This is a genomic window from Kitasatospora sp. NPDC051984 (genome assembly GCF_044593455.1).
In the GTDB taxonomy this organism is placed as follows: Bacteria; Actinomycetota; Actinomycetes; order Streptomycetales; family Streptomycetaceae; genus Kitasatospora.
The window spans coordinates 189,036-210,179 of the sequence record NZ_JBIUCB010000011.1; the positions used below are offsets into that span (position 1 = coordinate 189,036).

Annotated in this window: 15 protein-coding genes; 4 read left to right on the top strand and 11 right to left on the bottom strand. The window is 72.7% G+C overall.

What is annotated here, in order from left to right; translation table 11 throughout:
* Positions 1–59: 59 nt before the first annotated feature.
* The 5 genes from ACIHEI_RS22610 to ftsE all read right to left on the bottom strand — a co-directional run bounded on the left by ACIHEI_RS22610 (position 60) and on the right by ftsE (position 4,700).
* Entirely contained in the window at positions 60–1,322 is a 1,263-nt protein-coding gene (locus tag ACIHEI_RS22610) for an alpha/beta hydrolase (RefSeq protein ID WP_396607841.1), read from the bottom strand.
* An 82-nt stretch (positions 1,323–1,404) separates the two neighbouring features.
* Positions 1,405–1,881 (bottom strand): SsrA-binding protein SmpB, encoded by a 477-nt coding sequence (gene smpB, locus ACIHEI_RS22615; RefSeq protein WP_387647568.1) that lies wholly within the window; start codon positions 1,879–1,881, stop codon positions 1,405–1,407.
* 44 nt (positions 1,882–1,925) lie between these two features.
* On the bottom strand, positions 1,926–3,047 hold the full coding sequence (locus ACIHEI_RS22620) for a S41 family peptidase (protein ID WP_396607842.1): 1,122 nt from the start codon (positions 3,045–3,047) through the stop codon (positions 1,926–1,928).
* Positions 3,048–3,090: 43 nt separating this feature from the next.
* Positions 3,091–3,999: a permease-like cell division protein FtsX gene (gene ftsX, locus ACIHEI_RS22625; RefSeq protein WP_387647572.1), complete on the bottom strand. Its 909-nt coding sequence runs from the start codon at positions 3,997–3,999 to the stop codon at positions 3,091–3,093.
* A gap of 11 nt (positions 4,000–4,010) precedes the next feature.
* Positions 4,011–4,700 carry a cell division ATP-binding protein FtsE gene (gene ftsE, locus ACIHEI_RS22630; protein WP_387647574.1) on the bottom strand — a complete coding sequence of 230 codons (690 nt, stop codon included), beginning with the start codon at positions 4,698–4,700 and terminating at the stop codon, positions 4,011–4,013.
* A gap of 259 nt (positions 4,701–4,959) precedes the next feature.
* On the opposite strand from ftsE, the gene ACIHEI_RS22635 reads away from it, so the two are divergent.
* On the top strand, positions 4,960–5,148 hold the full coding sequence (locus tag ACIHEI_RS22635; RefSeq protein WP_387647576.1) for a hypothetical protein: 189 nt from the start codon (positions 4,960–4,962) through the stop codon (positions 5,146–5,148).
* 76 nt (positions 5,149–5,224) lie between these two features.
* Here the strand turns inward: ACIHEI_RS22635 and prfB are convergent, their stop codons facing one another.
* The 3 genes from prfB to ACIHEI_RS22650 form a co-directional block, all read right to left on the bottom strand.
* On the bottom strand, positions 5,225–6,328 hold the full coding sequence (gene prfB / locus ACIHEI_RS22640) for a peptide chain release factor 2 (protein WP_387647578.1): 1,104 nt from the start codon (positions 6,326–6,328) through the stop codon (positions 5,225–5,227).
* A 35-nt stretch (positions 6,329–6,363) separates the two neighbouring features.
* Positions 6,364–7,611 (bottom strand): serine/threonine-protein kinase, encoded by a 1,248-nt coding sequence (locus ACIHEI_RS22645; RefSeq protein WP_387866766.1) that lies wholly within the window; start codon positions 7,609–7,611, stop codon positions 6,364–6,366.
* 136 nt (positions 7,612–7,747) lie between these two features.
* A complete protein-coding gene (locus tag ACIHEI_RS22650; protein WP_396607843.1) occupies positions 7,748–9,577 on the bottom strand; it encodes a serine/threonine-protein kinase in 1,830 nt (609 codons plus the stop codon).
* A 340-nt stretch (positions 9,578–9,917) separates the two neighbouring features.
* On the opposite strand from ACIHEI_RS22650, the gene ACIHEI_RS22655 reads away from it, so the two are divergent.
* Positions 9,918–12,614, top strand: a complete 2,697-nt coding sequence (locus ACIHEI_RS22655) for an FtsK/SpoIIIE domain-containing protein (RefSeq protein ID WP_396607862.1) — start codon at positions 9,918–9,920, stop codon at positions 12,612–12,614.
* A 24-nt stretch (positions 12,615–12,638) separates the two neighbouring features.
* Here the strand turns inward: ACIHEI_RS22655 and ACIHEI_RS22660 are convergent, their stop codons facing one another.
* A complete protein-coding gene (locus ACIHEI_RS22660; protein ID WP_396607844.1) occupies positions 12,639–13,172 on the bottom strand; it encodes a M15 family metallopeptidase in 534 nt (177 codons plus the stop codon).
* A gap of 584 nt (positions 13,173–13,756) precedes the next feature.
* On the opposite strand from ACIHEI_RS22660, the gene ACIHEI_RS22665 reads away from it, so the two are divergent.
* Positions 13,757–14,419 carry a response regulator transcription factor gene (locus ACIHEI_RS22665; RefSeq protein WP_387647661.1) on the top strand — a complete coding sequence of 221 codons (663 nt, stop codon included), beginning with the start codon at positions 13,757–13,759 and terminating at the stop codon, positions 14,417–14,419.
* Positions 14,416–15,552, top strand: coding sequence for a sensor histidine kinase (locus ACIHEI_RS22670; protein ID WP_396607845.1), 1,137 nt, complete (start codon positions 14,416–14,418; stop codon positions 15,550–15,552). Before ACIHEI_RS22665 ends, ACIHEI_RS22670 begins: the two co-directional genes overlap by 4 nt.
* Here the strand turns inward: ACIHEI_RS22670 and ACIHEI_RS22675 are convergent.
* Together ACIHEI_RS22675 and ACIHEI_RS22680 are read right to left on the bottom strand one after the other, a co-directional pair.
* The gene (locus ACIHEI_RS22675; RefSeq protein ID WP_396607846.1) at positions 15,503–16,036 is read right to left on the bottom strand and encodes a hypothetical protein; all 534 of its coding nucleotides are present in this window, start codon (positions 16,034–16,036) and stop codon (positions 15,503–15,505) included. The genes ACIHEI_RS22670 and ACIHEI_RS22675 overlap by 50 nt on opposite strands.
* A gap of 72 nt (positions 16,037–16,108) precedes the next feature.
* Complete coding sequence (locus tag ACIHEI_RS22680; protein ID WP_396607847.1) at positions 16,109–21,049, bottom strand: NAD-glutamate dehydrogenase; 4,941 nt, start codon at positions 21,047–21,049, stop codon at positions 16,109–16,111.
* Between the last annotated feature and the right edge of the window lie 95 nt (positions 21,050–21,144).

Below are 21,144 nucleotides of genomic sequence, written 5' to 3' on the forward strand. Positions count from 1 at the left end.
CGAGCGGCGGCACCGCGCCATCCGGGTGGACGGTGACGAAGCTGCGACAGTGCCGCCGGTCAGCCGCCCGCGCCCGGCAGGCCGAGTTCCTTGGCCAGCCAGGGCAGCGATTCCTTGAACGCGAAGGCACCGAACTGCCAGTCGTGCTTGCCGGGGTGGACCTCGACCCGGGTCTTCAGGCCGGCCGCGTTGGCGGCCCGGTCGAGTTCCTTGGCGTTGGCGATGTGGCCGGCCTCGGTATCGCCGACCATGAACAGGCCGGAGGAGGAGCTGTAGTCGCCGTGCCTGCCGCGCAGCACCGTCAGCGGGTCGTTCGCGGCCCACGCCTCGGCATCGCCCCCGTACAGCTTCTCGATGGTCTGCTGCTTGTTACCGGTGGTAGGTCCGAGGTCGCCCGCCATGTCGACGAAGTGCCCGAAAACCTCGGGGTGCACCACTCCGAGGTCGAGGGCGCAGGTGCCGCCCATCGACCAGCCCGCCGCCGCCCAGGAGCGCGGGCCGGAGGCGGTGCCGAAGGTCTTCACGATGAACGGCGGGATGTCCTTGACCAGATGGTCCTGGGCCTTGCCGGCCGGGCCGTTGACGCACTCGGTGTCGGCGTTGAAACCGCCGGTGGCGTCCACGAAGACCAGCACCGGAGCATAGCCGTCGTGCGCAGCGGCATAGGCGTCGGCGGTCTTCACCGCGTCGCCCACCCGCACCCAGTTACTGGGGGACATGTACTGGCCGCCGATCATCTCCACGACCGGCAACTGCGGGCGGTTCTTGCTCTTGAACCAGGCCGGCGGCAGGTAGACCAGTTCCTGCCGGTGCTGGAACCCGCTGGGCTCCGCCGGGATGTCGACCGCGACCACCCGGCCCTCGGTGGCCTTGCCGACCGTCCCGAGCGCCTGGCCGAGGCTCATCTGCTGGGGCACCGGGGCGCCCGCCAGGTCGGACAGCGCGATGTCCACGCTCGGGTAGTAACCGGTGGCGGCATTCAGCGAGTTGGCGCCGCAGAGCACGGACAGCGCGGCGGCGATCGGCACTGCGGTCATGTTCCACCAGCGGGCGCCCTGCAGGCCGAACGTGAGCGAGCCGAGCGCCAGCAGGGCGCAGAACATCCAGAACCACAGCCCGACCGGCAGCCCGTCCTGGACATCGCCGAACAGCACCACCAGGACGGCCGTCAACCCGGTGACCACCAGTGCCCCGGCGGCCGCCCACGGCAGCCGGCGGCGCACCCAGAACGGGCTGACCCGAATCACCGCCGCGCCCAGTGCCGCGAGGGCCAGAATGCGCAATGTCCACGGGAGCCAGCCGCTCAGCAGTGAGGAGTCCACCCCGAGATCGTACGAAAGCGTCCGGTCACCACATGCAACCGGGTTGGCACGCCCTTGACCTGACGTCCGATCAGAGCGGGTCTCAGCCCTGCCGGCGGCGGGCCGCGGCAACGGCGCGGTCGGACTCGCGGCGGTCCTGGCGCTCGCGCAGGGTCTGCCGCTTGTCGTAGAGCTTCTTGCCGACGGCGAGGGCGATTTCGAGCTTCGCGCGGCCGTCCTTGAAGTACAGGGACAGCGGGACCAGCGTGTGGCCGGTCTCCTTGGCCTTGGACTCCAGCTTGCGGATCTCCATCTTGTGCAGCAGCAACTTGCGCTTGCGGCGGGCCGAGTGGTTGGTCCAGGTGCCCTGGGTGTACTCGGGGATGAAGACGTTGTCGATCCAGGCCTCGCCGCCCTGGATGTACGCGTAGCCGTCGACCAGGTTGGCCCGGCCCTCGCGGAGCGACTTGACCTCGGTTCCGGTGAGCACCATTCCGCACTCGTAGGTGTCGAGGATGGTGTATTCGTGCCGCGCCTTCTTGTTCTGCGCGACCAGCTTCTTGCCCGTTTCCTTTGCCATAGCTCCGTCATTCTCGCACCTCGGGGGCGCCCTCGGCAGCCCCTTTACGGCGCGCCGGACGGTTCGGGGGCGGGGCTCAGCCCGTCCAGCACCCGCAGGGCGAGGTTCTCGGTGCCGGTGTCGTCGCCGGCGGGGGCGGGAACGTCGGGCTGGACGCCGGTGCCGTCCGGGGAGCGGCCGGCCGGGGTCTGGTAGCGGCCGACGGTGAGTTCGAGCACCGAGCCGTCGGCGAGCGTGCTGGGCTGCTGGACGGTGCCCTTGCCGAAGGTGCGCTCGCCCACCAGGACGGCCCGGGAGCGGTCCTGCAGGGCGCCGGCCAGGAGTTCGGCGGCGCTCATGGTGCCGCCGTCGACCAGCACCACCAGCGGGACGGCGGTGTCGCCGCCGGGGGTGGCGGTCAGTTCGCGGTGCTCGCCGCGCGCCTGGTAGCTGGCCACCGGGCCGCCGTCGAGGAACGCCGAGGCGACGCCGACGGCCTCCTCGACCAGGCCGCCGGAGTTGCCGCGCAGGTCCAGCACCACGCCGCGGGCACCGGCCGCGGCGGCCCGCACCTGGCCGGCCACGCCCTTGGTGAAGGCGTGCACCGCGATCCGCGCCACGCCGGGGCTGGGGCGGTCGGTCTCGACCTCACGGGCGGCCAGTTCGGCCCGGGTCAGGCCGAGTTCGCGCACCGGCCCGTCGCCGTCCTGCACGCCGACCACGACCTCGCTGCCGGCCGGGCCGCCGCGCAGCCGGGACACCAGTTCGGTGACCGGCAGTTGAGCGGCCGGGACGCCGTCCACGCTGACCAGCCGGTCGCCCGCGGCGATGCCGGCCCGGGCGGCGGGCGAGCCGGGCAGCACCTCGGCCACCTCGGTGGGGCCGTCGGCGCTGCGCTCGACGGTCAGTCCGACGCCCGGGTAGCGGCCGCCGGTGAAGTCCCGGTACTGCTGCGGGCTGAGGTAGGCCGCCCACCGGTCGCCGCTGGCGCCGACCAGCTGCCGGGCCTCCTGCGGGCTCAGGTCGGCCCCGGACAGGTCCGCGCCGCGGACCCCGTCGGACGACAAAGGGGCCCGGGACGAACCGATCGGTTCGCCCCAGGCCCCGGAAGCGGCTCCGGCGAACAGCACGGCGCCGAACACCAGGCCGAGGGTCATCCCCTGGCGTACTCGTGGAGCTGTCGGCATGCCAGCGAGTGTAGGGCCACCGGCGGGCGTTGCCGACGGCCCGTCAGACCTTCAGGTACTTGCGCAGGGTGAAGAACGCCGCGATGCCGGCCATCGCCATACCGACCACCACCAGCAGCGGAATGACCGCCAGCACCGAGGACAGGCCGATGAAGTTGATGAACAGCACCTTCTTCGCCAACCACCCGTGGACGAAGAAGTGACCACCCAGAAGCAGCAGCGAGGCCAGGCCCGCACCGAGCAGCGCGGAGAACGCGGCCTCCGCGATGAACGGCATCTGCACGTAGAAGTTGGAGGCGCCGACCAGCCGCATGATGCCGGTCTCGCGGCGTCGGCTGAACGCCGACACCCGGACGGTGTTGACGATCAGCAGCAGCGCCACGCAGAGCATCAGCGCCATGATCACGAAGGCGGCGGTCTGCAGGCCGCGCAGCAGGCCGAACAGGTTCTCCAGGATCTTGCGCTGGTCCTCGACCGACTTCACGCCGGGCTTGCCGGCGTAGGCGCTCTGGATCACGTCGTACTTGGTCGGGTCGTTGAGCTTGACCCGCCAGGACGCCGGCAGCGCGTCCGGACCGACCGCCGCGAGCAGCGGGTTGTCCGGGTTGGACGCCTTGAAGCGCTGGTACGCCTCCTGCGAGCTCTCGAAGGTCGCGCTCTGCACCAGCTCGGTGCGCTTGTCCAGGTCGGCCTTGACGTCCCTGATCTGGTCCTCGGTGGCCGCGCCGGCCGCGCACTGGGCGGAGTTGTGGTCCGACTTGGCGCAGAAGTAGATGCTGACTTCGACCTTGTCGTACCAGTAGTCCTTCATGGAGTTGACCTGGTCGCGGACCAACAGCGAGGCACCGGCGAGGGCGAGCGAGAGCGCGACACTGACCACGACGGCGATCGTCATGGTCAGGTTGCGGCGGAGACCGACGCCGATCTCCGACAGAACGAACTGGGCGCGCATGCTTCTCTCTTCTAGCTCTGGTAGCCGTAGACGCCGCGGGCCTGGTCACGGACCAGCAGACCCTTGTCGAGCTCGATGACGCGCTTGCGCATCTGGTCGACGATCGCCTGGTCGTGGGTGGCCATCAGCACGGTGGTGCCGGTCCGGTTGATCCGGTCCAGCAGCTTCATGATTCCGACCGAGTTCTGCGGGTCGAGGTTGCCGGTGGGCTCGTCGGCGATCAGCAGCATCGGACGGTTCACGAACGCGCGGGCGATCGCCACGCGCTGCTGCTCACCACCCGACAGCTCGCCGGGCATCCGCTCCTCCTTGCCGCCGAGGCCGACCAGGTCGAGCACCTCGGGCACCACCTTGTTGATGGCGCTCTTCGGCTTGCCGATGACCTCCAGGGCGAACGCCACGTTCTGCCCCACGGTCTTGTTCGGCAGCAGGCGGAAGTCCTGGAAGACAGTGCCCAGTTGGCGCCGCATGTGCGGCACCTTCCAGTTGGAGAGCTTGCCCAGGTCCTTGCCGAGGACGTGCACCTCGCCGGTGGACGGGCGCTCCTCGCGCAGGCACAGGCGCAGGAACGTCGACTTGCCCGAACCGGACGAGCCGACCAGGAAGACGAACTCGCCCTTCTCGATCTCCAGCGAGACGTTGTCCAGGGCCGGACGGTTCTGCTTGGGATAGGTCTTGGAGACGTTGTCGAATCTGATCACGGCTGCATCACGGGGCCATCCTAGGTGGATCGGAGCCAGTGACCTTACGCGATGCCCTTGCGTACCCGCAGTAACCAGGCGGCTACCCATGGGAATTTCGTCTGCTTCGGTTCCGGTTCGGACCCGAAATTGCGAGCTACGTCACAGCTCGATAACCCTTCCCCTCCGGGGGCCCGGGTGTCCGGAACCTGGCAGAGTGGTAGGGAGTCGGAACCGAAGCCGCCTCCGGCACGTTGGCTATGCAGCAAGGAGGACACGCATGACCTGCGACCAACTGGTGTGCGCCAACTGCAACGGCCGCGTCATCGACGGCCGCTGCCCGGTGTGTCGCGCCAACCGCGCCCGGCTCCAGCAGGAGCAGCACGGGCCGTTCGCCACGCTCAACCCGACGGTGCTACTGGCCGTCCTGTGCGCCGCCCTGATCGCGCTGGCGCTGCTCGCCCGCTGATCCCCAGGACCGAGAACACGGAAAGGGCCCCACCGCCGAAGCGGTGGGGCCCTTTCTCATTGCCTCGCTATGACGCTCAGCTCTCGCGCTGCTTGCGCCACCGGATGCCGGCCTCGATGAAGCCGTCGATGTCGCCGTCCAGCACGCCCTGCGGGTTGCCGACCTCGTGCTCGGTGCGCAGGTCCTTGACCATCTGGTACGGGTGCAGGACGTAGGAGCGCATCTGGTTGCCCCAGGAGCTGCCGCTGTCCTTGAGCGCGTCCATCGCGGCGCGCTCCTCCTGGCGGCGCCGCTCCAGCAGCTTGGCCTGGAGGACGTTCATCGCCGAGGCCTTGTTCTGGATCTGCGAGCGCTCGTTCTGGCAGGAGACCACCACGCCGGTGGGCAGGTGGGTGATGCGGACCGCGGAGTCGGTGGTGTTGACGCCCTGGCCGCCGGGGCCGGAGGCGCGGTACACGTCGATGCGCAGGTCGCCCTCGTCGATGTCGACGTGGTCGGACTGCTCGACGACGGGAAGCACCTCGACGCCGGCGAAGGAGGTCTGGCGGCGGCCCTGGTTGTCGAACGGGGAGATGCGCACCAGGCGGTGGGTGCCCTGCTCGACGGAGAGGGTGCCGTAGGCGTAGGGGGCCTTGACGGTGAAGGTCGCGGACTTGATGCCGGCCTCTTCGGCGTACGAGGTGTCGTAGACCTCGGTCGGGTAGCCGTGCCGCTCGGCCCAGCGCAGGTACATGCGCATCAGCTGCTCGGCGAAGTCGGCGGCGTCGACGCCGCCCGCCTCGGCACGGATGTTGACGAGGGCCTCACGGGCGTCGTACTCGCCGGAGAGCAGCGTGCGCACCTCCAGCTCCTCGACGGCCTTCTTGACGGCCTCCAGCTCGTTCTCGGCCTCGACGCGGGTGTCCGCGTCGTCCTCGGCCTCGGCGAGCTCGAACAGGACGCCCAGGTCCTCGACCCGGCCGCGCAGGGACTCCACCTTGCGCAGCTCGCCCTGGAGGAAGGAGAGCCGGCTGGTGACCTTCTGCGCGTTCGCGACGTCGTCCCACAGGGTGGGGACGGCTGCCTCCTCCTCCAGGGTTGCGATGTCGGCCCGGATCTTGTCCAGGTCGAGGACTGCCTCGATCGACGACATGGTCGAGTCGAGGTTCTTGAGCTCTTCGGAAGGATCGACGGCTGCCACGCCCACAAGGGTAATGGTTCGCCGGGGGGGCTCGGCTACAACCGGGGGTACCAGGTGGTGTGGACGGCTCCGGCGGTGGACGCGGGGGGCTCGGCGGCGAACGCCGTCCAGGCGGCGGCGGCCCCCGCGAGCAGCAGGATCACCGCGATCAGCACGGCCAGCGTGCGGCGGCGGCGGATCTGCTGGGCCCGGGTGCGCCGGTGGGCGGGCGCGGGCTGGGTGCGCTGGGCGCGGGACTCCTCCGCGTAGGAGGCGAGCTCCCCGGCGGACGGGCGGCGCAGGCTGGTGTGGGTGTCGCGGGTGGAGTCGGGGGTGGGCCCGGGCACCAGCGGGACGGCGGGGCCGCGGCGGCGGCGGTGGGTGCCGCGGCCGGTCTCCGTCTCGGCGTAGACGGCCTCGCCGGGGGTGGGCGCCTCCTCGGTGGCGGTCCGCTGGGCGGGCACCGCGAGCGGGCCGACCCCGGCCAGTTCGGGCAGCAGCTCGCGCAGCCGGGAGGCCAGTTCGGCGGCCCGAAGCCGGGAGGCGGGGGCCTTGGCCAGGCATTCGGAGATGATCCGCCACAGGCCGTCCGGCATCCCCTCGACCGGCGGGACGTTCTCGGTGACGTGCCGGCGCAGCACCGCGCCGGTGTGGCCGCCCCCGAACGGGGTGGTGCCGGTGAGCAGTTCGTACAGCACGGTGGCGAGGGCGTAGATGTCGACGGCGGCGCGCGGCTCCAGGCCCTCGATGATCTCGGGGGCCAGGTAGTCGGGGGTGCCGATGATCCGGGTGGCCCGGGTGCGGCGGGGGGCGTCGACCAGGCGGGCGATGCCGAAGTCGGTGAGCTTGGCGCGCGGGGCGCCGCCGGGGCCGGGCGGGGCCGCCAGGTCGAGCAGGACGTTCTCCGGCTTGACGTCGCGGTGCACGATGCCGGCGGCGTGCGCGGCGGCCAGGCCGTCGGCGACGTCGGCGATCACCGAGGCGGCGACCAGCGGGTCGAGCACGCCGTCGCGCTCCAGGCGGGTGCGCAGGTCGGTGCCCTGGACCAGGTCCATCACCAGGGCGAGGTCGCTGCCGTCCACCACCATGTCGTGCACGCCGACCACCCGCGGGTGGTCGAGGCAGGTCAGTGCGGTGCGCTCCTGGACGAAACGGCCGACCAGGACCTGGTCGGCGGCCAGGTCCTCGCGCAGCAGCTTCACCGCCACCGGCCCGTCCGGGCCCTCGCCGAGCCACACCGTGCCGGCCGAGCCGCGGCCGATCACCTGGTGGACCGTGTACCGGCTGCCGATCTTGCGTGCCAATGCTGCTCCGTGGGCTCGTGAGGTCGGTGCTCGCGGAACAACCTACGCGCCCGAGCGACCTCCGGGGGCCGCGGAGGGCCCCCGGAGCGGTTCCGATCCGGAGGAATTTCGTCGGAGTGTCGACAAAGCGTCAAACCTAGTTGCCGGTATGGCTGCCGATCCAGGACTTCGCCGAATCGAACCAGCCCACCACGTTGTGCCAGTAGTCCGGGAGCGGCGTGAAGTTCCACAGCGCCAGGCAGCCCAGCGCCAGCACCACCAGCACCAGCAGGCAGCCCTTCGCGCAGCCCAGGCCGGGGATCCACATCCGGTTGCGGCTGCGCGGGCGCGGCTCGCGCTCCCGCGCCCGGGGCGGCTCCGGCTCCCGGTACGGCGGCTCCTGGCGGCGCGGCGGGGCCGGTTCGGGCCGGCGCTGCGGCGCCGCGTGGCCCTGCGGGCGGCCGTCGTAGCCGGGCGGCGGGCCGGGCTGCTGCGCCTGGTACGGCTGCGGGGCGACCGGCGGGCGACCACCGCGGCCCTGCGGGTACTGGCCGCCGGGCCGGCCGCCGCCCTGCTGCGGGTACCCGCCCTGCTGCGGGTGCCCGCCCTGCTGCGGCTGGTACGGGCCCTGCGGCGGGGCGTACCGGCCGCCGCCGGGCGGCGGGCCGGGCTGCGGGGCCTGGTACGGCGGCGGGGCGACCGGCGGGCGCTGCCCGGGCGGCGGGTACTGGCCGGCCTGGTACGGGCGGGGCGCGACCTGCGGGTCGGCCAGGTCCTCCGGCTCGAAGTAGCCGATCCGGGTCTGCTCGTTGCGGTCCCGGGCGGCCTGCAGCTGGGTCTGCCACGGGTGCGGCCCGTCCGGCTGCGCGGGCGGCTGCTCGGGCGCGGGCGGCATCGCGGGCATCACCCTGGTGCGGTCCGCGGGCGGCGCGGGCGGCTGGGGGCTCATCAGCTGGGTGCGGTCCTCGGCGCCCTGGACGGCCTGACTGTGCGTCATGACCTGGGTGGCGGCGGCCGGGTCGTACCCGTTGCCGCCGAACGCGGGGTCGTGGGCCGGCGCGGGCGGGGCGAGCGCGGGGTCGGGCACCAGCAGGGCGGCGACCGACAGGGCGGCGTCCACGGCGGCGGGCGAGGAGTGCACGCCGATGCCGGCCGCCACCACCCGCAGCGCCTCGGCCAGCGAGACGGCGGTGGGCCGCTCGGCCGGGTCCTTGCGCAGGCAGCGCTCGACCACCGTCCACAGCGGCTCGGGCATGGTGCGCGGGCGCTGCGGCTCCTGCGCGAGGTGGGCCTGCAGGATCGCCAGCGGGTTGTCGCCCTGGAACGGCGGGCGGCCGGTGACCAGTTCGTACAGCATGATGCCGGCGCCGTAGACGTCCACCGCGGCGGTCTGCGGGCGGCCGTCGGCGGACTCCGGGGCGACGTACACGGGGGTGCCGACGAACTCGTGGGTGCGGGTGATGCCCGGGGAGTCGGCGAGGCGGGCGATGCCGAAGTCGGTGAGCATCGGGTACATCTGCTCGCCGCCGTCCATCACCAGGGTGGCCAGCAGGACGTTGGCGGGCTTCAGGTCGCGGTGCACCACGCCGTCGGCGTGGCTGGCGGCCAGCGCGTCGGCGATCTGCGCCATCAGCAGCGCGCCGGCGATCGGCGACAGCGGGCCGGACTCGCGCAGGTAGCGGAACAGGTCGGGGCCGTCGATCAGGTCCATCACCAGGGCGAGCAGCTCGCCCTCCACCACCAGGTCGCGGGTGCGCACGATGTTGGGGTGGGTCAGCCGCAGCAGGACGGAGCGCTCGCGCAGGAAGCGCATCACCACGTCCGGGTCGGCGGCGAGCTCCTCGCGCAGCACCTTCACCGCGACGGCCTGGCCGGGCTGCAGGCCCGGCACGGCGACGTCCTCGCGCACCCGGCCGCGCCAGACCGTGCCGGTCGCTCCGCGTCCGAGGCTCTCCTCGAGCAAGTACTTGCTTCCGACAGGCCGCACCTGTGCACTCCGTTCGGTCACCCCGCGCCCGCTGCGGGGCCGCGTTCCGGCACTCCCCCGTTCCCGTGAACGGCGCCGGGGCCTTTGGGATCCGCCCGCGCGCGAGGGCTCCCGGTTTTCGGCAACTCTAACGGTGCCCGCGCGGGTTTCCGAGGTGCTGCCGGGGCCCGTCGCGCACTGTCGGCCACCTGGGGCGCCGGGGTCTCCTTGACCTGACTCGGCGTCGGATTCACCATGGCGATGATCGCAAGATCGTCAAATCCGGTACCGTGCGCGGACTGTCCGTCCCGAGTGGCAGGATGGCAGGCACCACACGTGTGCAGAAGGGACCCCGGGCGTGATGCAGATCCGGCTCACCGTCCTTCGACCGCGCAGCGGCCCGACCAGCCCCGGGAGCTCTGCCGACGTCCTGGTCACCGCACCGGTCGGCACCACGCTCGGCGCCGTCGCCACCGCGCTGGCCGGCGCGGTCGGCGTCCGCGGACCACGCTCCGCCACTCACATCCACCTGTACGCCGGTGAGCAGCGCCTGGACGAACAGCTCCCGATCGGCCACCCCCCGCTGATCGACGGCGCCGTCCTCGCCCTCGGCGAGCCCGACCCGGACACCGGGGACACCGCCGGCCACCCCGCGGCCGAACTCCGCGTCGTCGGCGGCCCCGACGCCGGCGGCGTCCACCGCCTGCACGGCGAGCGGATCCGGATCGGCCGCTCCACCGAGGCCGACGTGCCGCTCGACGACCCCGACGTGTCCCGGCTGCACCTCGCCCTGCACCTCACCGCCGACGGCCACGCCACCGTCCAGGACCTCGGCTCCACCAACGGCACCCTGCTGGACGAGCGCTACCTGCGCGAGGAGAGCGCCGAACTCGCGCTCGGCGCACTGCTGCGGATCGGCGAATCCACCCTCCAGCTCGCCCACCCCGCCGACATAGCGGCCCGCAGCACCACCCCCGACGGCGAAGGCCGGCTCCGGCTCGCCCCCCGCCCCACCGCCCGCACCGCACCCGGCCGCCCGGCCGGCCCCCCGCCCCCCGCCGAACCGCCCGCCGAGCCCGGCGGCGGCCGCGGCCGCTGGCTGCGCCGCACCCGCCCCGAGCCGCCCGCCGTCGACACCGACCGCCAGCACGCCACCGCCCGCCTGCGGCAGGCCGCCAACCAGCGCGAACGCTGGCCCGACCCGGCCGCGCTGCTGCTCGCCGCCCTCGGCACCGGCCCCCGGCTGTGGGAACGCGGCCCCGACCACCCCGACGCGCTCACCCTGCGTCTGGGCACCGCCGACCTCCCCGGCGGCCCCGGCACCGCCCCCGGCACCCTGCTGCCCGCCGTCCCCGCCACCGTCGACCTGCAGACCGCCGGCAGCCTCGGCCTGGCCGGCCCGCGCCACCGCCTCGCCGGCCTGGCCCGCGCCGTGCTCGCCCAGCTCGCCGCGCTGCACCCGCCCAGCGGCCTCGCCCTGGTCGTGATCGCCCCCGAGCACCACGCCGAGGACTGGTCCTGGGCCCAGTGGCTGCCCCACCTGCGGCCCGCCCACGGCCAGGCCTGCCGGCTCCTCTACGGCCTCGGCCCCGAACAGGCCGAGGCCCGGCTCACCGAACTCGCCTCCGCCACCGCCGCCGCGCCCGCCACCGTCGTCCTGGTCGACGGCGATCCCGGCACCGACGCCGGCCGACGCGCCCTCGGCCTGCTGCTCCGGCAGGGCCCCGCGGCCGGCGTATTCGTCCTCTGCCTCGCCGAGGTCCCCGAGGAACTCCCCACCGGGCTCGGCGCGTTCGGCCTGATCACCGGCGAGGTCGCCACCCGCCTCACCCTCGACCGGCCGGCCGGCGGCGCCCGCGAACACCTCACCGACATCGCCCTCGACGCGGTCTCCCCCGCCTGGGCCGAACGCCTCGCCCGCACCCTCGCCCCGCTCCGCGAAGCCGCCACCGACGCCGACCACGCCGCCCGCGGACCGCTCCCCGAAGCCCTCCGCCTGCTCGACCTGCTGCGCTCCGAATCGCTCTCCCCCGCCCGGCTCGCCGAGAGCTGGAACGCGCTGCCCGCCGGCGCGGGCGCCGCCGCCGCCCTGCTCGGCACCGCACGCGGCGCGGCCGGCGAGGAGACCTGCGCCGTCGACCTCGCCGAGGACGGCGACCACCTGCTCATCGGCGGCGGCCCCGGCTCCGGCAAGTCCGAACTGCTGCGCGCCCTCGCCGCCTCGCTCGCCGTCTCCGAACGCCCCGACCGTCTCGCCCTGCTGATGATCGACGGCGACCGCGCCGACGACGGCGGCCTGGCCGGCTGCACCGACCTGCCGCACGTCACCGACCACGTCAACGCCGCCGAGGACCCGCGCGGCGCACTGCTCGCCGCCGAACGCCTGCTCGACGAACTCGCCCACCGCGAAGCCCTGTTCGACGGCCTCAGCTTCACCGAGTGGCACACCCGGCAGATCTTCGACAAAACCCCCGCACTGGTCGGCGGCCCCGCCGCGGACCGCGTCCGGGTGGTCGAACCCCGCCGCTCCCCCGACGCCCCGTCCGCCGACGCCCCCGCCCGCCTGATCGTCGTCGTCGACGACTACGACGCGCTGCTCGGCCCCGCCTCCCCCGGCGGCCGCCCGCTCGCCCGCGCGCTGGCCGCCGCCGCCACCCGCGGCGCCCGCCTCGGCGTGCACGTCATCGCCACCACCGGCTCGCCGGAGAGCACCGCCGACACCGAACTCGACGAGGCCGCGCAACTGCGGATCGCCCTGCGCACCGAACAGCCCGGCGACTCCGACCTCCTGATCGACCTGCCCGACGCCGCCGCCCTGCCCGGCACCACCCCCGGCCGCGGCTACCTGCGCCGCCCCGACGGCGCCGTCACCGCCTTCCAGGGCGCCCGGGTCAGCGGCCGCATCCCGCGCACCGCGACGCTCCGGCCCACCGTCGTCGCCCAACGCCTGGAGGACCACGGCGCCGCCCCGTCCCCGCGCCCCGTCCGCGAACTCGGCAACGGCCCCACCGACCTCGCCCTGCTCGCCTCCGCCCTCCGCCGCGCCACCGAGAGCTGACCGCTTCAGGCTTCCGGGCACCGCTCAGCCGGCGGCGTCCGGAAGCTGCGACGGGCAGCGGCCGCCCGGCGTGGTCAGCAGCTCGAAGTGCCACATCTCGTTCGCGAACACCTGGCACAGCCCGTACTTGGCGCCCTTCCGGTTCAGCCAGTCGTCGGCATTGGTCGGCCCGACGTCCACCGCCTTGCCCGACACGTGCGAGGACTTCTCCGGCGTGTTCACGTACCGCCGCGCCAGCTCCAGACTGCCGTGCTTCTCCACCGCGGCATCCAGCAACCGCTGCTGATAGCTCCGGCTCCGCCACCCCGAAGTGACCCGCAGCTCGATCCCCTGCTCCTTCGCGTCCGTGGCCGCCGCCCGCAACGCGGCGAGCAGCGCCGGGTCGAGCCTGCTCACCGCCGCCGAGCCGTCGTCGAACGGGCTGGCCGAGACACCGGCGGCCAGCTCGCCGTCGGCCGCCCGCACCTGGTCCGATCCCCCCACGACGAACGCCGCCACCGCCCCCAGCACCGTCACCGCCGCCACCGAGGTGATCGCCCGCCGCGTGGTCTTCCGCATCTCTGCCTCCTGCTCCGTACACGTGCTTCCGGGGTCCATTGCAGGGCGGACGGTGTTGCGAGGGCGTCTACGTTTCCGGATACGCTTTCGACATCCACCGCATCCCCGCCCACCGAGCCCGCGCAGCGGCACACAAACCGCCTGCGCCAGCCCCGCGCAGCAGGTGGTGGAGGCAGGCATACGTCTTCGACACCCACCACACCCCCCCGGCCACCCCGCGCAGCGCGTACCGCCGGACTGGTCGCCCCGGCCTGGCCCCCGGTTCCCGCGCCGGCCCCGCGCAGCGGGTGGCGGGTGGCGGGCATACGTCTTCGACACCCACCACATCCCCTTCGGCCGCCCCGCGCAGCGGCACACAAAACACCCGCGCCGGCCTCGCGCAGCGGGTGGCGGGCATACGTCTTCGACACCCACCACACCCCCCCGGCCACCCCGCGCAGCGGGTACCGCCCGACCGGCCACCCCGGCCCGCCCCCGGTTCCCGCGCCGGCCCCGCGCAGCGGGTGGCGGGTGGCGGGCATACGTTTTCGACATGCGGTGTCGGGTTCAATGGATGTCCGAATCGTCGAGGAGCGGAGCTGTGCGTGCGGGTGCTGGTGGTGGAGGACGAGGTGTACCTCGCCGAGGCGGTGCAGGCGGGGTTGCGGTTGGCGGCGATCGCGTGCGACGTGGCGGGGGACGGCGAGGCGGCGTGGGAGCGGTTGGGGGTGCACCGGTACGACGTGGTGGTGCTGGACCGGGACCTGCCGGGGGTGTCGGGTGACGAGGTGTGCCGGCGGATCGTCGCGGCGGGGCTGGGCTGCCGGGTGCTGATGCTGACGGCGGCGTCGCGGCTGGATCAGAAGGTGGCGGGGTTCGAGCTGGGCGCGGACGACTATCTGACCAAGCCGTTCGACCTGGCCGAGCTGGTGGTGCGGCTGCGGTCGTTGGCCCGTCGGCCGGAGCAGTCCGCGCCGCCGGTGCTGGAGTTCGCGGGGCTGCGGGTGGATCCGTTCCGGCGCGAGGTGTTCCGGGACGGGCGGTATGTGGCGTTGCCGCGCAAGCAGTTCGCGGTGCTGGAGGTGCTGATGGCGGCGCGGGGCGGGGTGGTGAGCGCGGAGGATCTGTTGGAGCGGGCCTGGGACGAGCACGCGGATCCCTTCACCAACGCGGTGCGGATCACCATCTCGGGTCTGCGCAAGCGTCTCGGTGAGCCGTGGGTGATCCACACCGTGCCGGGTGTCGGCTACCGTCTGGACGCGGCGTGAGCCGCCCGCGCCGCTTGACCGCCCGGCTGCGGCTGACGTTGAGCTACACGCTGTTCACCGTGACCACCGGCGCGCTCTGCCTGGGCGTGGTGTACGTCGGCATGAAGTACGTCCCCAACTACCCGTTGACGTCGGCGAATCCGCGCTACCGCTCGGACGCCCCGTCGCGGCAGGAGATCCTGCGCTCGCTGCTCACGGCGGAGGCGTACGCGCTGGCGGTGCTGACGGTGGTGGGGATGGCGGGCGGCTGGCTGGTGGCGGGGCGGGTGCTGCGGCCGTTGCAGGAGGTGACGGCGGCGGCGCGGCGGGCGTCGGACGGGGACCTGGGGCACCGGATCGCGTTGGCGGGGCCGCGGGACGAGTTCACCGAGCTCGCGGACGCGTTCGACGAGATGCTGGCCCGGCTGGAGCGGGCGTTCGACGCGCAGCAGCGTTTCGCGGCGAACGCCTCGCACGAGCTGCGGACGCCGCTGGCGATCAACCGGACGATGCTGCAGGTGGCGGCGGCCGACCCGGCGGGGCAGGACTGGCCGCGGCTGGTGGACCGGCTGCTGGACACCAACCGGCGCGGCATCGAGGTCACCGAGGCGCTGCTGCAGCTCGCCGAACTCCCGCACCGTGTCCCGGAGTCGGCGCCGGTGGAGCTGTCCGCGCCGGCCCGCGAGGCGTTGGCGGCGGTGGCCACGGAGGCCGCCGAGCTGGGGGTGGCCGTCAGTGCGGAGCTGTCCGCGGCCCCGGCCGCCGGCAACGAGGTGCTGCTGCGGCAGGCGGCGGTGAACCTGCTGCAGAACGCCGTCCGGCACAACCTGCCGTCCGGCGGCCGGGTGGAGCTGGCCACCGGACCGGACCGGCAGCATCCGGGCCGGGTGCAGTTGACGGTGCGCAACTCCGGCCCGGTGCTGGACAGTTCGGTGGTCGCCACGCTCACCGAGCCGTTCCTGCGCGGCAGCGGCCGGACGGCACAGCGCGGCCCGGTGCGGCGCGGGCACGGCCTGGGGCTGGCGATCGTCGCGGCGGTCACCGAGGCGCACGGCGGACAGTTGCGGCTGGCGGGCAACCCGGACGGCGGGTTGACGGTGGTGCTCAGTCTGCCCGGTACGGCAGGTAGTGGGGCTGCGGTCGCGGCCAGGTGATGTCGAGGAACAGCGGGTAGTTCTCGCGTTCCAGGCAGCGCAGCAGGAACTCGGGGAAGGTGCCGCGGGTGGCGTACCACTGGCCGGTGTCGCTGACCACGGCGATCGGCCAGCGGTCCGGGTCGGGGCCCTGGGCGAGGAAGAACCAGGCGCCGCCGTACTTGTCGACTCCCCAGCCGATCAGCCCGCCGGGCTCGGGGTGGTACGGGAACGGGTCGATGTCGTGGTTGCGTGTCTGGCCGGGCTGCGAGCCGTACCACGCCCCCCACAGCCCGCGGGCCTCGTCCGCGGTGCCGTCGACCGGTCCGAGGACGGTGAGGAAGCTGTCCAGGGTGCCGGGGCCCCAGCGGTCCACGAAAGTCTTGTAGCCGCTCGGCAACCGGACCCCGAGGTAGGTCTCGGCAGCGTCCCAACTGCCGTGCGGCGCTTGCCTGTCGGGTTCGCCGAGCAGGTCCGTGAGCCGGTCGAACGCAGAATCGCTCATGCGGGTCATTGTGCCGGGAACGCCCGAAGGGGCCCCGGGCGGGTTGCCCGGGACCCCTTCGGGGTGGTGCGGTCAGCGACCGGCGCGCAGCAGGGTGCGGATGACCCGCATGGCGACCGAGAGGCTGGACAGCTCGTAGTTGTCCGAACCCCTTATGTCGTCGAGGGTGGTGCGGGCCCGACCGAGCAGGTTGCCGTTGAGCTCGGCCCACTCGGTGTAGCGCTCCTCGGGGCTGGATCCGGCCGGTCCGGCGGCCAGCACGTCGGAGGTGAGGGCGGCGTGCGCGGCGAACAGGTCCTCGCGGATCGCGGCGCGGGCCATCGAGGACCACCGGTCGGTGCGCGGCAGTTCGATGATCCGGTCGAGCAGGTGGCTGATCTCCAGGCGGTCGCCGAGGTCGTAGTACAGCTCGGCGACCTCCATCACGTCCGCGTCCGAGCGGTCCGCGACACCGACGATGTCGAGGGTCGGGAACGCGGAGGACAGTCCGGCCATCCGGCCGGCCAGGTCTTCCGGCACACCGGCCGAGGACAGCCTCTGGTACACCGACTCGTACCAGGCGAGGTCCTCGCCGCGCAGCGGCTTGGGCAGCGAGTCCCAGACCTGGTTGACCCGGTCGTGGAAGAACGCGATGGTGCCGGCGATGTCGAGCGGCTGGCGGCGGTTGCCCAGCATCCAGCGGGTGGCGCGCTCGACCAGGCGGCGGGCGTGCAGCCGCATGGTGGTCTGGATCTTGGCGCCGACCTGGTTGTCGAGGCCCTCGACCTGGTCCCAGAGCTGCTCCAGGCCGAACACCGCGCGGGCGGCGGCGTGGGTGCGGGCGATCTCCTCCATCGTCGCGCCGGTCTCCTCGCGGAGGCGGAACGCGAAGGTGCAGCCACCGCGGTTGATCGTGTCGTTGACGATCAGCGTGGTGATGATCTCCCGGCGCAGCGGGTGGTTGTCGATCTGCTCGGCGAACCGGGCCCGCAGCGCGGACGGGAAGTACTGGTGCAGCACGTCCCGGAAGTACGGGTCGTCGGGCAGGTCGGTGGCGAGCAGCTCCTCGGCGAGGGTGATCTTGGTGTAGGCCAGCAGCACCGACAGCTCGGGCTGGGACAGGCCGCGGCCGGCCTGCTGGCGCTCACGGATCTGCTTCTCGGTGGGCAGGAACTCCAGCGCCCGGTCGAGCTGTCCGTTGGACTCCAGCCGGTTGATCATGCGGGCGTGCACGTTGACCATGCTGGCGGCCTGCGCGACGGCGTTGGCCAGCACCACGTTCTGCGCGTAGTTGTTGCGCAGCACCAGGCGGCCGACCTCGTCGGTCATCTCGGCGAGCAGGGTGTTGCGCTGCTTGACCGTCATGTCGCCGTCGGCGACCACCTGGTTGAGCAGGATCTTGATGTTCACCTCGTGGTCCGAGGTGTCCACGCCGGCCGAGTTGTCGATGGCGTCGGTGTTGATCCAGCCGCCGCTGGACTGCGGGCCGCCGTGCGAGGCGAACTCGATCCGGCCGAGCTGGGTGCAGCCGAGGTTGCCGCCCTCGCCGATGACGCGGGCGCGGATGTCGGTGCCGTTGACCCGGATCGGGTCGTTGGCCTTGTCGCCGACCTCCGCGTTGGTCTCGGTGGAGGCCTTCACGTAGGTGCCGATGCCGCCGTTCCAGAACAGGTCCACGGGGGCCTGCAGGATGGCCTTCATCAGCTCGGCGGGGGTCAGCTTGGCCGCTTCGATGCCGAGCACCTCGCGGACCTGGGCGGACAGCTGGATCGACTTGGCGGAGCGCGGGAACACGCCGCCGCCGGCCGAGATCAGCGACTTGTCGTAGTCGTCCCAGGAGCTGCGCGGCAGGTTGAACAGGCGCTGGCGCTCGGCGTGCGAGACGGCCGCGTCCGGGTTCGGGTCGAGGAAGATGTGCCGGTGGTCGAACGCGGCGACCAGGCGGATGTGCTCGGACAGCAGCATGCCGTTGCCGAACACGTCGCCGGACATGTCACCGATGCCGATGACGGTGAAGTCCTCGGACTGGGTGTCGACGCCGAGCTCGCGGAAGTTGCGCTTGACGGACTCCCACGCGCCGCGGGCGGTGATGCCCATGCCCTTGTGGTCGTAGCCGGCCGAGCCGCCGGACGCGAACGCGTCGCCGAGCCAGAAGCCGTACTCCTGGGCGACACCGTTGGCGATGTCGGAGAACGTCGCGGTGCCCTTGTCGGCGGCGACCACCAGGTAGGTGTCGTCCTCGTCGTGGCGGACCACGTCGACCGGGTTCACGACCTCGCCGGCGACCAGGTTGTCGGTGATGTCGAGCAGCGCCGAGATGAAGGTCTTGTACGAGGCGATGCCCTCGGCCAGCCACGCGTCGCGGTCCACCGACGGGTCCGGCAGCTGCTTGGCGACGAAGCCGCCCTTGGCGCCGACCGGCACGATGACGGTGTTCTTGACCATCTGGGCCTTGACCAGGCCGAGGATCTCGGTGCGGAAGTCCTCACGCCGGTCGGACCAGCGCAGACCACCGCGGGCGACCTTACCGAAGCGCAGGTGGACGCCCTCGACCCGGGGCGAGTACACCCAGATCTCGAAGGCGGGGCGCGGCGCGGGCAGGTCCGGGATGGCCTTGGGGTCGAACTTCATCGACACGTACGAGTGCCAGTTGCCCTCGGCGTCGTGCTGGAAGAAGTTGGTCCGCAGGGTGGCCTTGATCAGGTGCAGGAAGGAGCGCAGGATGCGGTCCTCGTCCAGCGACACGACCTCGTCGAGGGCGCCGGACAGCTCTTCCAGGATGGCGTCGGTCAGCTCGTCGCCGCCGGAGCGGTGGCTCGGCGAGAGCCGGGCCTCGAACAGGTTGACCAGCAGCCGGGTGGTGTGGGTGTTGTTGCCGAGCGCGTCCTCCATGTAGTCCTGGGAGAACGTGGAGCCCGCCTGCCGCAGGTACTTCGCGTAGGCGCGCAGCACCACGGCCTGACGCCAGGTCAGCTTGGCGGTGAGGACCAGCTCGTTGAAGCGGTCGTTCTCGGCCTGGCCGCGCCAGGTCGCCGCGAAGGTGTCCTGGAAGCGCTCGCGGTCCTCCTCGGTGAGGTCGGTGCCCTCGCGCAGGCGCAGGCCGAAGTCGACCACCCACGCGGTGGTGCCGTCGGTGCGGCGCAGCGCGTACGGGTGCTCGTCGAGCACCTCGACGCCCAGGCGTTGCAGGACCGGCAGGACCTCGGTGAGCGAGATCGGGCCGCCCACCCGGTAGATCTTGAAGCGGCGCTCGTCGTCGCCCGCGCCGACCGGCTGGTACAGGTTCAGGCGGAAGTCGCCCTCGCCGGTGAGCGATTCGATCTGCTTGAGGTCGGCGACGGCGGTGCGCGGCGAGTAGTCGGCGCGGTAGCCGTCGGGGAAGGCGGTGGCGTACTTGTGGCCCAGCTCGGCGGCGTGCTCCTCGCCGAACTCGGTCTGCAGCTGGTCGTTGAAGCCGTCCATCCAGAACCGGGCGGCCTCGGCGAGCCGGTTCTCGATCCGCTCGATGTCGGCGTCGGACAGCTGCGGCAGCTCGTTGCCGGGGGCGACCCGGACCACGAAGTGCAGGCGGGTCAGCACCGACTCGGTGGCGTACACCGTGTAGTCGATGGTGTCGCCGTCCAGCTCCTCCTTGAGGATGCTCATCAGGGCGAGCCGGATGCGGGTGGTGTAGCGGTCGCGCGGCAGGTAGACGTACGCCGAGAAGTAGCGGCCGTACTCGTCCTGACGGAGGAACAGCCGCAGCCGGCGGCGCTCCTGCAGGTACAGCACGCTGGTGGCGACGGACTGCAGCTCGGCGGCGGCGGTCTGGAACATCTCGTCGCGCGGGAAGGTCTCCATGATCTGGAGCAGGTCGCGGCCGTCGTGGCTTTCGCCGGAGAAGCCGGCGCCGTCCATGACCTCCTGCACCTTGCGGCGCACCACGGGGATCCGGGTGACCGACTCGGTGTAGGCGGCGGAGGAGAACAGGCCGAGGAAGCGGCGCTCGCCGATCGGCTCGCCGGCCGCGTTGAACTTCTTCACGCCGACGTAGTCGAGGTACGCGGGGCGGTGCACGGTGGCCCGGCTGTTGGCCTTGGTGAGGATCAGCAGCTTCTTCTCGTGCGCCTTGGCGCGCACGGGGGCGGAGAGCCGGCCGAAGGCCTCGGAGACCGGGTGGTGGTCCGTGTCGTGGCTGAGCGGGTCGGCGCGCAGGATGCCGAGGCCGGTGCCGGCGACCGCCTTGAGCACCTCCTCGCCCTTGTGCTCGACCAGGTCGTACTCGCGGTAGCCGAGGAAGGTGAAGTGCTCGTCGGCCAGCCAGCGCATCAGCTCCCAGGCCTCGCCGACCTCCTGCTCGGGCAGGTGCGCGGGGGGCTGCTCGGCGAGCTCGTCGGCCAGACGGAGCGCGGAGTCGCGCATCTTCGTCCAGTCCTCGACGACCTCGCGGACGTCGCCCAGCACGCGGCGCAGGCCCGTCTCGATCTCGCGCAGGTCCTCGCGGGCGGTCTCGCGGTCGATCTCGATGTGCATCCAGGACTCGATCACGGCGTCCGCGGGCCACTCGGCGCCGGCGGCCTGCGCGCGGTTGCACGCGTCGGTGTCGAGGATCTCCAGCAGCTTGCCGGTGAGGTCGCGGCGGACCGCCAGCTGCGGGTGCACGACCAGGTGGATGGCGCGGTTCAGGCGGGTCAGCTCGTTGGTGACCGAGTCGACCAGGAACGGCATGTCGTCGGTGACGACCTCGACCACGGTGTGGCCGCAGGACCAGCCGTTCTCCTCCACGGTCGGGGTGTACACCCGGACCTCGGCGGTGCCCTGCGGGCGCTTGAGGCCCAGCCGGTAGTGGGAGGCCGCGGCACCGTAGACGTCCACCGGGTCCCGGCTGATCAGGTCCTCGGGGGCCGTGTGGAGGTAGTAGTGGTGCAGGTAGGCGGCCAGAGCGCCGTTGCTCAGCCCTTCGCCGGGCGCCGCTCCCCCCACCTGGCTGTTCTCAGCGGCTGCTGCTGCCTTCTTGAGCAGGTCGGCCTTGGCTGCGTCCAGCTTGGTCTGCATAGCTGTTTGGCTCCTGTCGCGCGCCGTTGCGTGACTCGGTGATGACGGTGGGTGCACCGCCGGGCCCCATCGGCAAATCCTCCCGCGCACCAGGT

Bases quoted from the DNA above. Each gene is read 5' to 3' on its own strand.
- smpB (WP_387647568.1), bottom strand. From the start codon at position 1,881: ATGGCAAAGGAAACGGGCAAGAAGCTGGTCGCGCAGAACAAGAAGGCG.
- ACIHEI_RS22655 (WP_396607862.1), top strand. From the start codon at position 9,918: ATGCAGATCCGGCTCACCGTCCTTCGACCGCGCAGCGGCCCGACCAGC.
- ACIHEI_RS22660 (WP_396607844.1), bottom strand. From the start codon at position 13,172: ATGCGGAAGACCACGCGGCGGGCGATCACCTCGGTGGCGGCGGTGACG.
- ACIHEI_RS22635 (WP_387647576.1), top strand. From the start codon at position 4,960: ATGACCTGCGACCAACTGGTGTGCGCCAACTGCAACGGCCGCGTCATC.
- ACIHEI_RS22680 (WP_396607847.1), bottom strand. From the start codon at position 21,049: ATGCAGACCAAGCTGGACGCAGCCAAGGCCGACCTGCTCAAGAAGGCA.
- ACIHEI_RS22620 (WP_396607842.1), bottom strand. From the start codon at position 3,047: ATGCCGACAGCTCCACGAGTACGCCAGGGGATGACCCTCGGCCTGGTG.
- ACIHEI_RS22675 (WP_396607846.1), bottom strand. From the start codon at position 16,036: ATGAGCGATTCTGCGTTCGACCGGCTCACGGACCTGCTCGGCGAACCC.
- ftsX (WP_387647572.1), bottom strand. From the start codon at position 3,999: ATGCGCGCCCAGTTCGTTCTGTCGGAGATCGGCGTCGGTCTCCGCCGC.